The 14,435-nt window shown below is 46.4% G+C and carries 12 protein-coding genes; all 12 read left to right on the top strand.

Annotated elements, in window-relative coordinates:
• Positions 1-12: 12 nt before the first annotated feature.
• Entirely contained in the window at positions 13-1,617 is a 1,605-nt protein-coding gene (locus AAA939_RS12360) for a sensor histidine kinase (RefSeq protein ID WP_338207735.1), read from the top strand.
• A complete protein-coding gene (locus AAA939_RS12355) occupies positions 1,595-2,317 on the top strand; it encodes a response regulator transcription factor (RefSeq protein ID WP_338230905.1) in 723 nt (240 codons plus the stop codon). Before AAA939_RS12360 ends, AAA939_RS12355 begins: the two co-directional genes overlap by 23 nt.
• Before the next feature lie 199 nt (positions 2,318-2,516).
• On the top strand, positions 2,517-3,572 hold the full coding sequence (locus AAA939_RS12350) for a DUF871 domain-containing protein (RefSeq protein ID WP_338207737.1): 1,056 nt from the start codon (positions 2,517-2,519) through the stop codon (positions 3,570-3,572).
• Positions 3,569-4,459 (top strand): N-acetylmuramic acid 6-phosphate etherase, encoded by an 891-nt coding sequence (gene murQ / locus AAA939_RS12345; RefSeq protein WP_338207738.1) that lies wholly within the window; start codon positions 3,569-3,571, stop codon positions 4,457-4,459. The genes AAA939_RS12350 and murQ overlap by 4 nt, the downstream gene beginning before the upstream one ends.
• A gap of 13 nt (positions 4,460-4,472) precedes the next feature.
• On the top strand, positions 4,473-5,972 hold the full coding sequence (locus AAA939_RS12340; protein WP_338207739.1) for a PTS transporter subunit EIIC: 1,500 nt from the start codon (positions 4,473-4,475) through the stop codon (positions 5,970-5,972).
• A gap of 37 nt (positions 5,973-6,009) precedes the next feature.
• On the top strand, positions 6,010-6,858 hold the full coding sequence (locus AAA939_RS12335; protein WP_338207740.1) for a MurR/RpiR family transcriptional regulator: 849 nt from the start codon (positions 6,010-6,012) through the stop codon (positions 6,856-6,858).
• Positions 6,859-6,869: 11 nt separating this feature from the next.
• Entirely contained in the window at positions 6,870-7,352 is a 483-nt protein-coding gene (locus tag AAA939_RS12330; RefSeq protein ID WP_338207741.1) for a PTS sugar transporter subunit IIA, read from the top strand.
• A 153-nt stretch (positions 7,353-7,505) separates the two neighbouring features.
• Positions 7,506-8,039 carry a hypothetical protein gene (locus tag AAA939_RS12325; protein ID WP_338207742.1) on the top strand — a complete coding sequence of 178 codons (534 nt, stop codon included), beginning with the start codon at positions 7,506-7,508 and terminating at the stop codon, positions 8,037-8,039.
• An 8-nt stretch (positions 8,040-8,047) separates the two neighbouring features.
• Positions 8,048-12,277 (top strand): BspA family leucine-rich repeat surface protein, encoded by a 4,230-nt coding sequence (locus AAA939_RS12320; RefSeq protein ID WP_338207743.1) that lies wholly within the window; start codon positions 8,048-8,050, stop codon positions 12,275-12,277.
• Positions 12,278-12,493: 216 nt separating this feature from the next.
• The gene (locus AAA939_RS12315) at positions 12,494-13,678 is read left to right on the top strand and encodes a BspA family leucine-rich repeat surface protein (RefSeq protein ID WP_338230906.1); all 1,185 of its coding nucleotides are present in this window, start codon (positions 12,494-12,496) and stop codon (positions 13,676-13,678) included.
• Between the two features lie 67 nt (positions 13,679-13,745).
• A complete protein-coding gene (locus AAA939_RS12310) occupies positions 13,746-13,997 on the top strand; it encodes an IS3 family transposase (RefSeq protein WP_002816285.1) in 252 nt (83 codons plus the stop codon).
• 53 nt (positions 13,998-14,050) lie between these two features.
• Positions 14,051-14,435, top strand: a 385-nt coding sequence (locus AAA939_RS12305) for an IS3 family transposase (RefSeq protein WP_237763461.1), incomplete at its 3' end; no start/stop codon positions are given.

The raw sequence follows: 14,435 nt of genomic DNA, 5'->3' as shown, positions 1-14,435 counted from the left end.
GGAGGTCGCAAAATGCATTCAATAAAAAACCAAGTGGTCGGGTTATTTTTGGTGATTTCAGTGACCTTGATTGGCATGATTTACGCGGGGATGCGGTTAGAAATGACGCGTAATGTGATGCCACTAAATACGTCTATAACGCAAAAAATGGTCGATGACCGTGCAAATCAGATTGACGGATGGTTTAGTGAACGATTAGCAGAATTGAGATTGTTGGCCAATCTTCCCAAGCAACGCCACTATACGCAGCAGCAGTTGTTTAAAGAAGTCCACGCCGTTACTAACTTTGACCATAACAATTACGTTTCAATCCGCTTAGTGACGAAGGATGGTATTTCCCATTCTGATCAGTTTCCAGATTTTTCGGTCGTTCATCGGAACTACTATCAGGAAATGCAACAGCATCCTGAGCGCCGGTATACGGTCAGCAACTTACTTACCTCCAAGGAAGACCACCAATCCATCGTAATTATCTTTTACCGACTGGCGAAGCCACTAGCTGATCACACGGCTTACATTGCCGCAGCGGTGCCCCTAGCTAAAGTAGAGGCGTTAGCACATAATCTGTCGATTTATGACGGAACGGGCATGTTGCTCGGTGGCGATACGGATTCACCGCAGATTAATCCGCAAAAAGAACTGCTTTTAACAACTAGGTTGACGATGCTCCCACGCTGGAAAATCAATTATATTGTCCAAAAACGGGGTCTACGGGAGAGTACGCAGCAGCTGTTGCGACTCTTATTATTTATTGCATTCGTGGTGATTAGTCTGCTCGGCCTGTTGCTCTTTATGTTACTTCATCAAATCGTCCATCCAATCATTGATTTAACCCAGATTATGGAAGAAATTCAGGACGGCAAGCGCGACGCTCGGGCAACAATCAATGGACCTAAAGAGATTAAAACGTTGGCGGAGACCTTTAATGGGATGCTGGTCAAAGTTTACGAAAACGAAAATAAGTACCGTGAAGCTTCTATCCAAGTTCTACAAGCGCAAATTCAACCCCACTTTTTATACAATACGCTGGATACGATTCAGTGGCAGATTCTAGGGGGCGATACGGACGCGGCCGTTGACATGGTTGAAAATCTGAGTCAGTTTTTCCGGAAAGGGTTGAACCATGGTCAGGAAGTAACGACTTTACGTAATGAACTTGCACATGTTCAAAGCTACGTTAAAATTCAATCCGTGCGGTTCCCCCAGCTTGAAGAAGTTCAGTACGACGTTCCAGAAGAGCTGATGGCGCTACCGGTGTTGCACTTTATTTTGCAACCAATTGTTGAAAATGCAATTAACCATGGGATTCGGAGAAGTTCTTCAGCGCACGGTAAAGTTCGGATTGCAGCCCGGTTATTGACGGAACAGCGGCTACGGATAAGTGTGGCCAACAATGGCATTCCAATTGCACCGGAAGTCTTATCAGAACTTAATTCTGGAACTTATCAAGCGGGAAAAAATAGTTATGGTATTTATAACGTTCGTCACCGAATGAAATTGTTTTACAGCGGGCAAGCCCAGCTACAATTCAGTAGTACGGCAACCCAAACGGTGGTTCAAATTGAAATACCATTATTAGAAGGGGATGCATCTCATGCGACGACTATTGATTGTTGACGATGAAAATGCTTTACGACGGGGACTAGCACACTATCTTAAGACGATTGATTCACCTTTTGACGAAATTGCGACGGCTGCTGACGGTCATGCGGCTTTGGACTACTTTGAGCAGGCTGAAGTCACGGCCGCATTAGTCGATATTAATTTGGGGGATATTAACGGGTTAGATTTAATCGAGCTTATTAATCAACGGTATCCTAAAACGATGATCGTGATTATCAGTGGTTTTGACGATTTTGACTTTGCACGCCGAGCGATTAAGTTGAAAGTTTTGGATTATTTATTAAAACCGATTCCCCGTTCTGACTTACAAAAGTTAATGGGTACGTTTGGAGCAAAACTATCGACTGAACACACTTGTCCGCCCCAAGTAGACGATCTTGCGGCCAATGTCAAAGCCTATATTGAAGCTCACTATTTTGAAAAGGGGTTGTCGCTTAATCAAGTCGCTAGTCGATTGTTTGTCAGCGAAACTTATTTAAGCAAGCAATTAAAACAGACTTATGGCCAAACTTTTTCTGAATATTTGATTGATTATCGCATTAAACGGGCGCAGGAGCTCTTGGCAATCCCGACGTTGCAGTATACGGTTATGGCCATTGCGAACAAGGTTGGCTATGAAGACGCGCATTATTTTAGCCGGATCTTCAAGAAAAAAACGGGTGTCTCACCGGTTCAATATCGGCGCGGTGGTTAGAATATAAATGACGTTTTATTGGCAATTAACAGTATGAAGCGTTTTAAAAAGCACTCTAGGTTTGCTTGAAAATTAATTCTATAAAAGAAATATAATTACATTAATTCAATAAAATTAAACAGTATATTGTAATTTAATTACAACGATGCTATATTTAAAATATAAATGTAAGCGTTAACAAAACGGAGGCGAATAAGGAATGTTAGGTTTTTCTGTGTACTTGAATCAGCCGTTAACCGCGGCGCGGCTCGCACAGATGCAAAAGATGAAAGAAGCGGGTTTTACCGGCGTCTTCACGTCGATGCATATTCCTGAAGATGACCCGCAACAGTATTTGACGCGGGTGCGTGCGTTGGGGCAGGCCTGCCACGAGTTGAATTTACAACTGACAGCGGACGTATCGGCTGCCGGCATGCAGCGGATGGGTATTGATATTAATGACACCGCTGCCCTAACTAAACTTGGTTTGACAGCTCTACGGATTGACGATGGCTTAGAAATGGCCGCAATTGCCCGCCTATCTCGGCAGATGCCAATCGCGTTAAACGCTAGCACGATCAGTCCCGCAGACGTTCAAGCCTTAACGGCCGCAAACGCGGACTTTGACCACTTGGAAGCTTGGCATAACTACTATCCGCGACCGGAAACGGGGTTAGATGCTGAGTGGGTCTTGGCCAAAAATCAGTGGTTAAAGTCGCAAGGGTTTACCACGATGGCGTTTGTCGCGGGGGACACCGATTTACGGGGACCGCTCCATGCCGGTTTACCAACGCTAGAAGCCGACCGTCAAGCCCAACCACTAGCCGCAACGTTGAATATGCAACGGCACCTAGCCGTCGACAAAGTGTACGTTGGGGATTCGGTCTTGAGTCCCGCGCGGTGTGGCCAATTTAAACGGTATTTTAACGATCATATTTTGCAATTATCCGTTCACACGACAACCGCTGCGTTAGTAGGTCCCGTTTGGCACAATCGTCCGGACGTCGCACGCGACGTGGTCCGGTTGGTTGAAGGTCGTCAGCAGATTCACCAGTTAGCTCCCGCAAACACGGTTGCGCGTCCGGTTGGTGCCGTTACGATCGACAACGATCGTTATGGTCGTTACGTGGGTGAGCTGCAAATCGTAAAGACGGCGCTTTCTGCTAACGAAGCCGTTAACGTCGTGGGCCAGGTCGCCGAGGCTGATCTAGCGCTGTTACCGGGAATTGGTAGTGGACAGGCGGTTCAGTTTATTAAGGAGGACGATGGCAATTGAATTTAGAGAATTTAACGACGGAAACGCGGAATCAAAAGACGATGGCGCTCGACACGTTATCCGTTAAAGAAGTTTTGAGCCTGATGAATCAGGAGGATCAAAAGGTCCCCGTGGCGATTGAAAAGGTGCTACCACAAATTGAAAGCGCTGTAAAAGTGATCGTCAAAAACTTTCAAGCGGGTGGCCGGTTGATTTATATGGGCGCCGGAACTAGTGGGCGCTTGGGTGTTTTGGATGCCGCCGAATGTGTGCCGACCTTCGGAACCGATCCTGAAATGGTCCAAGGCCTAATTGCCGGCGGTATGTCCGCCATGACGGTCGCGGTTGAAGGTGCCGAAGATTCCGTTGAACTGGGCCAAAAAGACTTAGAGGCGTTGAAATTAACGGCGCATGATACGGTTGTTGGCATCGCGGCGAGTGGCCGGACTCCTTACGTTGTGGGTGGTCTCGACTATGCCAAGCAGATTGGGGCGGCCACGGTGAGCCTGTCTTGCAACACGTCCGCGGTAATCAGTGCGCACGCTGAGACGGCCATTGAAGTGGACGTTGGTCCCGAAGTTTTGACCGGGTCGACTCGACTGAAGTCTGGTACGGCACAAAAATTGATTTTAAACATGCTCTCGACGGTCTCGATGGTCGGAATCGGTAAGGTCTATAAGAATCTCATGGTGGACGTTAAACCGACCAATGAAAAGCTCATTGAACGGGCCAAACGAATCATCGTGCAAGCAACGGATTGTTCTCAAGCGACGGCGGAAAAAGCTTTTTCTGAAGCTGACCAAGACGTCAAACTCGCCATCGTAATGGTATTAACGGATATGCGTAAAGATGAAGCCGCAAAACGCTTGAAACGGGCAAAGGGATTTGTTCGCCAAGCAGTGAAATAGGAGGGGATTTACCATGGCTGAAGATAAATATGTACGGATTGCCCACGCGATTTATGATCACGTTGGCGGCCCACAAAACATCGAAAAGTTGATTCATTGTATGACCCGGGTGCGGATGACGATTCGGGACGAATCACTGGTTGATATGGACGGTTTAAAGGCAATTGACGGCGTCATGGGCGTTGTCCAAGAAGACACGCTCCAAGTCATCGTCGGGCCCGGGACCGTTGATAAAGTCGCCGATGAAATGGTCAAAGAAGTCGGTGTTGGTTTAGGCGAACCGTTCCCAGACCCAAGTACCTTTACGGCGCAGAGTAGTGGTGACGAAAAGTCGGAACACCAACGCGACAAGGAAATGGTCGAAGCCAAGGCCAAGCAAGTTCACGCTGAACAGAAGGCAAAAATTAAACAGACCCCAATGCGCAAAATTTTAAGTGCAATTTCTAGTATTTTCATTCCATTAATTCCAGTGTTCGTTGGGGCTGGTTTAATTTCCGGGATCGCTGCGATCCTGTCAAACATGCTGGTTGCCGGCGATATTGGTAAAAGCTGGGTCGACTTTATTAGTGTTTTGAAAGTCATTAACAGTGGGTTATTTACCTACTTAGTCATCTACGTTGGAATCAACAGTGCGACCGTCTTTGGCGCTACCGCTGGTTTAGGTGGGGTCATCGGTGCGGTCACTATGCTGACTGGGGTTACCCCACAAGCACCAATCCACAACATCTTTAACGGCCAAGCTTTATCAGCTGGTCAAGGTGGGATCATTGGTGTGATCTTCGCCGTTTGGGTGCTCTCAATTGTTGAAAAATGGTTACACAAGGTAATTCCAGATTCAATTGATATTATTGTGACGCCAACGATTGCGTTACTAGTTGTTGGGGTCTTCACAATCTTTATCGTTATGCCAATTGCTGGGGTCATTTCAACCGGATTAGTTGGCGGCGTTGAATGGGTCTTGAACGTTGGTGGGGCCTTCTCCGGTTTCATTTTAGGCCTATTCTTCTTACCGATGGTTATGTTTGGGTTGCACCAAATTTTGACGCCAATTCATATCGAAATGATCAACAAATTAGGTATGACCCCATTACTGCCAATCTTAGCAATGGCGGGTGCTGGTCAAGTCGGTGCTGCCGTAGCACTTTGGATTCGTTGTCGGAATAATCATCAATTAACAAACATGATTAAAGGGGCGTTACCCGTTGGAATTCTAGGTATTGGTGAACCGTTAATTTACGGGGTGACTTTACCACTCGGCCGGCCATTCATTACCGCATGTATCGGTGGTGGGATTGGTGGTGCCGTTATCGGTGGTTTAGGCAACATTGGTGCCATTGCCATTGGACCTTCCGGGGTCGCTTTGATTCCATTAATTAATAATGGTCACTGGATGGGCTACGTTTTAGGCTTACTCGCTGCGTACGCAGGTGGCTTTGTCGCGACGTACTTCTTTGGGGTACCAGCCAGTGCTAGAATGCCAAAGGATAAAGAAGGTCACGCAATCGCTGCTTAAGCTTAAACGTTGCGTGTGAGATTTAGGAGGAATTTAGATGACTAGTGTTTTATTTACCATTCACGAGAAACTAGCCAGTTTTTCGAATGCTGAACAGAAAATTGGCCGCTATATTCTGAATCACACGCACGCCGTGATCCAGATGAGCACCGCCGAGCTCGCCGCAGCTGCGGATGTCAGCACTGCGACGGTCGCCCGGTTTGGGAAAACGTTGATTCCAGATGGCGGCTACCCCGCGTTGAAATTACGCTTGTCGGCGGAGTGTAACGTTGATCAGAGTTTATACGATGAAATCAATCCACGCGATGACCTAACCGCCGTTAAATCAAAACTGGCACTGCGAATTACGCATACCATTGAAGAAACGAATGCCAGTTTAGACGACACTAGTCTGGTGCAAGCCAGTCAGCTGATTGCTGAAAAGGATAACGTGTATGTTTATGGTCTGGGTGCTTCTAACGTGGCGGCGACGGACTTTGAACAGAAGTTTATTCGCGTTGGTAAGGCGGTTATTCATTCACAAGATACGCACTTGTTAGCGGTTGGGTTAACCACGCAACGTAAAACGGCCGTCCTGTTCTTGGTTTCCAATTCGGGAGAAAAGGCCGAAAGTTTGGAATTAGCGCGGTTAGCTCATTCGATGGGCGTTCCAATCATTGTTTTGACCCGGAACGCTGGTAGTACGCTGGGGAAACTAGCGACGATTGTCCTCGTTAACGATGACAGTGAGGAAGGCCAGACTGCGCGCGCCGCGGCGACGACTTCATTGATGGCCCAGTTGTACGTGATCGACTTGCTGTACTACACGTTTATAGCGAATGATTATGACCATCATATCGAGCAATTAGTCTTGTCGCGTGACGCGATTCGAAAACATTTTAATTAGGAGTTGATCATTTGTTTGGATTTAAGAAAAAGAAGACGGCGGTGGCGTTAAACGCCGTTGCGAGTGGCCAGTTGATGCCCATTACGGCGGTTGCCGACCCGGTCTTTTCACAAAAGATGATGGGCGACGGCTTTGCCATTGATCCCACGGACGGTACGATTACGGCCCCCGCTGATGGTGAAATCAAGACCATTGCGGATACTAAGCACGCCGTGATGTTGACGACTAAGGACGGCTTGGAACTGATGCTGCACCTAGGGTTAGATACAGTGGAGCTGAAGGGCGCGCCCTTCGACGTTCAGGTCAAAGTCGGTGATCAGGTGACTGCGGGTCAGCCATTGGTTCAAATGGACTTAGCTGCGGTTAAAGCGGCCGGTAAGAGCACGACCGTCATTGTCGTCGTGACCAACATGGACCTTGTGGACCAGTTAGAAGTTGCGGCGGCGGGGCCTGTGACGGCGTCAAGCGATGTTGCAACGGTGACATTGAAATAGTATGGATTAGTTAAAACTAGCTACTGAAAGCCATTCGACTTTCGGCGGCTAGTTTTTTAGTTAACGCTTTCACAAGTGTGGATAATGGGGTAAACTGTTGATATGATTATATAAAGTTAACTAATAAATTATACTGCTGGAGGAGAGATGACGTTGAAAATAAAAGGGAATTACCGATCTGAAGTTGTTTCGGGGAAAACGACGGGACGTTTTTGGCTGATGACGGGGGCCGCGCTGCTGACGTGGCAAATCAACAATCAGGTTGTCCAAGCGGATACAACGCCTGCACCAGAGGACAATGCGGCAATTAGTGTGCAAAAAAATGTGGATTCGACTAATACTTCGGATAAAGTCGCAGGGCCGACCTCGCAAGCGCCTAACCAAGTGGTGCTACAGTCAAATACTGGCAAGGATGAGACAACTAAGCAGCCAGCTGGGTCAACACCGGAAGAAGACCTGCCAAAGCCGGTACAGAAGCAATCAGATGAACCGGCACCAACGCCAGAACCGAAACCAGCTCCGGCTCCGACGGCTGCCCCAGAAGATTCAAAACTCACCTCTCCGGCTGAACAACCAGACAAGCCAAAAGATGTTGTTGAATCAGCACCCACGACCGACGAGGTAAAAACTGTTGAAAGCAAAATCCAAGCTAGGGCTTATCGTCTAGCCGCTACGACACGCAAGTAGAAAGTGCTGTGGTTAATGACCATACTTCGGGAACTTGGGGAACGAGTAAATGGACGCTTGATACGACAAACAACGTTCTACACATTGGGGCCGGAACGGTTACGGATACGGGCGTAAAAGTGGATGCTACTACGAATGAGGTCACTGATTGGGGTGCCCTAGATTGGCATAATTATAAAGCGCCTGAGGGGACAGAACGGCCACTTTTACGATTGGATGGGCCAGTCATCATGGATGCTGATGCTAGCTACGCCTTTTCGTATTTAACTCTCGATAATGACAGTAAGGTCGGAATTGATATTGATAAAGCGGGTGATACTAGCAATCTTGTCACGGATAAGACGACCAATATGACGGGGATGTTCGCACATTCGATTAAGCACCATGATAGAAGGTTGTATTTACCGCTGAATACTTCAAAAGTAACGACGATGGCTCATATGTTTGATAATTTTTGGGGAGCCTATGATTGGTTTGAATTAATGGGCTTTGACACAAGTCACGTGACGGACATGTCTTACATGTTTTATGATGCGGAAGATATAACTGAGCTAATGTTGCCAGGGTTTGACACTTCAAAAGTAACAACAATGGCCCATATGTTTGATCGATGCCATAGGGTAGAGACTTTGGATTTATCAGGATTCGACACGAGTAACGTGACTTCGATGGCTTCGATGTTTTATTACAATACTCTTGGTCACCAGTCTATTGATTTATCTAATTTTAATACAGCGAAAGTCACGGATATGTCAAATATGTTTGGTGGTGATTTGTGCTTAAATGCGTTAGACATTTCTTCATTTGACACGAGTAACGTGACGAATATGGCGGGGATGTTTTATGGCGTTAATGGAGAGGCACACGGAGATGTGACAATTAAGTGGCCAAAGAAAATGGATACGAATAAGGTCACTAATATGTCTGCCATGTTTGCAAAGAGTGATGGGGTTGTTGACGACCATATTAATGAATTAGATAAAACAAATGTGACCGATATGTCTTCCATGTTCGAAGGCATTGATTCTTATGCTGATCAGCCAAAAGACGTCACGTTGGATTTTTCTAACTTCAAGACGAGTCATGTGACCAACATGTCACGAATGTTTGCGGATATTAAACAACTCAAAAGCTTAAAATTTTCGAGCTTGTTTGATACAGCGACAGTGACAAACATGGCTGGAATGTTCGCTGGCGATGCCCAACTACCGAACTTGGACTTAACGAACTTTGATACGAGCCGTGTGGTTGATATGTCCCAAATGTTTATGGATATGGCGGCGTTGACCAATCTGAATCTCGCCACGTTTAAGACGGGTCAAGTCGCGGATATGAGCAGTATGTTCAAGGGTGTCAGTCAATTATCTGCCCCCAATCTCCAGAACTTTGACACGAGCCGCGTCGTTAATATGTCCCAGATGTTTATGGATATGGCAGCGTTGACCAATCTGAATTGGAGTGATGGATTCAAGACGGGTCAAGCGACGGATATGAGCAGTATGTTCAAGGGCGTCAGTCAATTGTCTGCCCTCGATCTCCAGAACTTTGACACGAGCCACGTCGTTAATATGTCCCAGATGTTTATGGATATGGCGGCGCTGACCAATCTGAATCTCACCACGTTTAAGACGGGTCAGGTCACGGATATGGGCAGCATGTTCAAGGGCGCCAGTCAAATAACTGAGCTCGACCTCCATAGCTTTGACACGAGTCGTGTCAGCAATATGAGTCAGATGTTTGTCAATGATGGGGCCTTACAAAAGCTAGATTTATCATCGTTTAATCTGCAGAATATCCAATTGCCTTACTCGTTTTTAGAAAATAGTGATGACACTGGAATGTGGCGGATATTTGGACTTTTTAATGCCCCTAAATACCTTTCAGATCGATATAATCTTGTGGAAACTAAGCCGCGAGTCTTAATCTTAGGAAAAGATATGCGTTTAAGTGTTGACCATCCAGCAAATCTCGCTAGTGATATTATCGATCTTGGGGACCAGCAAGATTTAGATGGACCTTTAGAACCAATGATTGGCCAACTTGGATTCAATAGTATTCAAGAATTAAAGGATGCCTTTTTCTCCGCTAATTTGCCAGCTGCCGGCGGTTTAACGGGACGGTGGGTCAATATGGAGACTGGTGAACGGTTAACAGCTCAGGAGCTAACAGCACGCTACAGTAGCGACCAGGCAACCACCGGGACGTGGATTTGGCAAAATATTGTTGGGCAAGATGTTGACCTGATTGCTAGTCCCGTTACAACCTGGTCACCTGAGGATAGTTTTGTAAAAGCGGTTGATGACAATGGGAATACGTTGGAACTTGGTCAATTAACGATAACGTTGCGTAATACGGACACCAATACAATTGTTGATAAGATTGATCCTAGAGTGGCTGGAAATTACGAGATCACGTACAGTTACACTGGTAATGGGCTTTCTTCGCAAACTTCTGGTCCCGTAAAATTAAGAATTGCTGCCAACCAAGCGGCGGTTGATGCGCATGATTCGGTTGTTCAATTAGGTGAAAATTGGCAGGCAACGGATAACTTGCAGGGCGTCGTTGATGCGGACGGGAGTGTTGTTGATTTCAACAAGGTTACCGTCAGTGGTATGGCGGATAATCAAATTCCCGGGACTTATGCCATTACTTACCAGTTCACGGATCAATTCGGGACGCTGGTGACGAAGACAGTTCACGTCGTTGTAAACGGGTTAACGCTTAAGCAGAACGCGGGTCGCTTTTCAACGGATGATCATTGGGATCCACGGACATTGGTGGATCGGGCCGTGGACGATCTCGGAAATCCAGTATCACGGGTGGCAGTATTAATGACGGATGCTAAGGGTCAAACCGTCACGAACCTTGATCGACCAGGCGATTATCAGATTAAGTATCGTTTTAACGACGGTCATGGCACCCATGAACAGGCGGCGTTAATTACGATAACGGCCGGTGAAAATCATGCTAACCTCCAATTAAAAACTAACCAGGTTACGTTATACGAAGGCGATTCGTGGGAACCGTTAAGCAACGTGCAGTCCGTCGTTGATTCGGATAATCAACAAATTAACGTGACGGATTGGGCACAGGCCATTCAAGTTGACGGTATGGTCAATACTGAAAAACCGGGCGATTATTCCATCACTTACCAGTTCGTGGACCTATTTGGTACGACTCACGAGGACACTGTAGTCGTTACGGTTAAAGCTAGCCAAGCTAGTTTGGCGGCTAAGAAGGACGCCGTGACGATTTATGCGGGGGACACTTGGCAAGCAAGTGATAACCTTGAGTCCGTCAAAGACGTTGACGGCAGTTCGGTTGATTCCAGTCAAGTAACTATTAGTAGCAACGTTGATTTGACACGGCCGGGGCACTACCTAGTCACGTATCGGTTTACGGATCAACAAAATAAACTGCATACGGCGACCACGGCGGTGACCGTTTTAGCCAACCAAGCTAATTTAACAGTCAAAGATGCAGTGGTGCATTTAACCGTTGGTGATCAGTGGAACGCACTGGCTAACCTGCAACCAGTGACGGATAGCGACGGCACCACGGTCCAACCTAGTGCCATTCAAGTTGATAGTTCCGCTAATTTGAACATGCCGGGAAGCTACGTGGTCACGTATCAATTTACGGACCAGTTAGGGAAAGTGCATACGGCGCAAACGCAGGTCATCGTCGAAGCTAAGACTGATCCAGACGATGGTGGTAATGGTACGGTGGAAGTTCCAGACGAAAATGGGGACAACGGCGATAAGGAACCCGGTAACCTTCCGGATGGCAACCAGAATCAGGGCGATAAGGACCCCGGTAATCTTCCAGACGGCGACTTGAATCAGGGTGATAATAAACCTGGTAACCTTCCAGATGACAATTCTGGTCAAACGACAACTAAACAGCCGGATGAAGAGACGACTGAGAAGCAGGACCCTGAAGTGCCAGAAAATATGGCAACCGAGACAACTCAGCAGACGACTGTTAAAAAGGACGTTGAAGCTTTGCCTAAAAACGTGGCAGCTAAGCCGACTGAGAAGTTGTCAGTAGCGACTGATCATTTAAAATCGTTACAACCAATTAAGCCGACGCTAAAAACTAAAGCGACTGGTGCCCTACCACAAACTGGTGAGCAGATGAATAAGCGTGTATCGATTATTGGCCTAATCGTTCTAGCGTTGTCTAGCTTGGGATTACCGTGGTTGTTTAAAGAAAAAAAGAATCATCAAGATAATTAAAACGATAAATAAAGTAGTTCCTTGGAATACTAATTCTGAGGAGCTACTTTTTTGGATTAATAGGGTGATTCTTTGAGGAATATATTTTATATAAATGTTGTCGTGAAACAATTATTTTACCGCTTTCATCCAGATAGAGAATGGCGTACACTATTGATGTAGTTATGTAAAGTTAATTAACAAATTATATTACTGGAGGAGTGGGTTGGGTTGAAGATGGTAAAAAATGGTCAATTGACCGAGGTTCGCGCGGGGAAAGTAACTGGTCGTTTCTGGTTAATGGCGGGGGCCGCATTACTGACTTGGCAGATCAATAATCAAATCGTTCAAGCGGATACAGTGTCCCCTACTGACCATGTGACTGCTAGTGTAAATACGAAGGTCACGACTGGCCCCACTAGTGGGGGGAGTAGCGCGGCACAATCAGTGGTAAGTGCAACAGGCTCTTCAGCAGCGCCAACCCACGAATCACAAGCCAGTGCGGTGAAAGCAGTTAGTCAGCCAGCTTCTGAAACGGGAACTTCTGCTAGTAGCGTGGTCAATGCAAGTCAGGCCGGTAGTGAAGCTAAATCTGAGCAGTCTCAGACAGGCGCTCTAAGCCAGGTTGGCAGTTCTCAAGCAGTATCAGAAGCCAGCTCAGCTGTTAAAGGTGCAGCACAACCAGTAGTTGTTAAATCCATGGCAAGGATTAAAGCAGCTAGCCAAGCGCAACCAGCGACCTATCGTCTTAGGATGGCGGCACCGGCAGTTCCAGTCGCCGCAGTTAACGACCATACTTCAGGGACGCTTGGGACTAGTAAATGGTCGATAGATACGACGACTGATACCTTGACGATTGGTCCCGGAACCTTGGCTGATACCGGAGTTACAGCGGATGCTAAGGGGAAAATTACGGATTGGAAGGGACTGGACTGGAATAACTATCAGCTTTCTGATCCAAATTCGCGGCTGAAATTGCAGCTTAACGGTCCTGTTGTCGTGGGGAAAGATGCGAGTTATTTATTCTCGGGATTAGATCTTGATGATATGGATGCAACTAAGCCAAATACTCAGAAAACGACTAATATGACGGGAATGTTTTACAACGCACATTCTTCTGGTATTGATACTCAATCAATTTTTAACTTTGACACAAGTAATGTCGAAACGATGGCCTACATGTTCAATAAGTATGTCCAACCATATTCGACACTTGATATTTCTAACCTTAATACGAGTCATGTGGCAGATATGACTGCTATGTTCGCAGAGATGAAAGGTATCCAAAGTATCAATTTATCCAACTTTGACACGTCTAGTGTGACTAGTATGGCACAGATGTTCCAGCAATCAAGTGATTTACAGAGTCTTGACCTATCGAAGTTTAAGACTTCTGAGGTTAAGGATATGGATGTAAGCTGATTCCTGAGACAACTTTTAAGAGAGGGTATAATGAATAAATCGTCTCTCAAAAGGAAGGAATTTTTACATGCCAACTCGTTACGACAAAGAATTCAAACAAAACATCATCAACCTATATAAACAAGGCGAATCAGCCGCCCAACTGGCCAGAGAATATGGCATTGGCTATTCAACCGTTCATAAGTGGATCCAGGGCCAAGCCAAAACTCAATCCGGTAAATCGCCAGACGAAATTAAAGCGATGGAAAAGCGGCTGGCTTCCCTGTCTGAGGAGAACGAAATCCTAAAAAAAGCCCTGGGCTTCCTTGCGCAGAAGTAACCAATATTTTTGATTACATTCACCAAGAAAGCCATCACCACCAGGTAACTAAGATGTGCCGAATCCTCGGTGTTTCCAGAGCTCAGTATTATCGTTATCGATCCCCAAAGCCTTCAAAACGCCGGGCCGAAGATGAGGACTTAAAACAACGGATTCTGCGGATCTTTGCGGAATTCAAGCAGCGATACGGCGTTATGAAGATCCACCATGAATTGAATCTGGAACTTCAACCACTGCAGCGTCGGTGCAGCCCAAGACGGATTTCCCGGCTCATGAAGGAACTGGATATCCACTCCGTTACCGTCAATAAATGGAAAGCGGCTTCGGCTTCCAAAACCAAGGTTGAACAGCGTCCCAACTTGCTTAAGCAGGATTTCTCGACCACTGGTTTAAATCAAAAATGGACCGCTGATATGACCTATATTCAAACGAAGCGTA

Origin of the sequence: Lactiplantibacillus paraxiangfangensis (genome assembly GCF_036246185.1) — a bacterium.
Classification (GTDB): domain Bacteria; phylum Bacillota; class Bacilli; order Lactobacillales; family Lactobacillaceae; genus Lactiplantibacillus; species Lactiplantibacillus paraxiangfangensis.
This window is presented reverse-complemented; position numbering and strand designations above follow the sequence as displayed.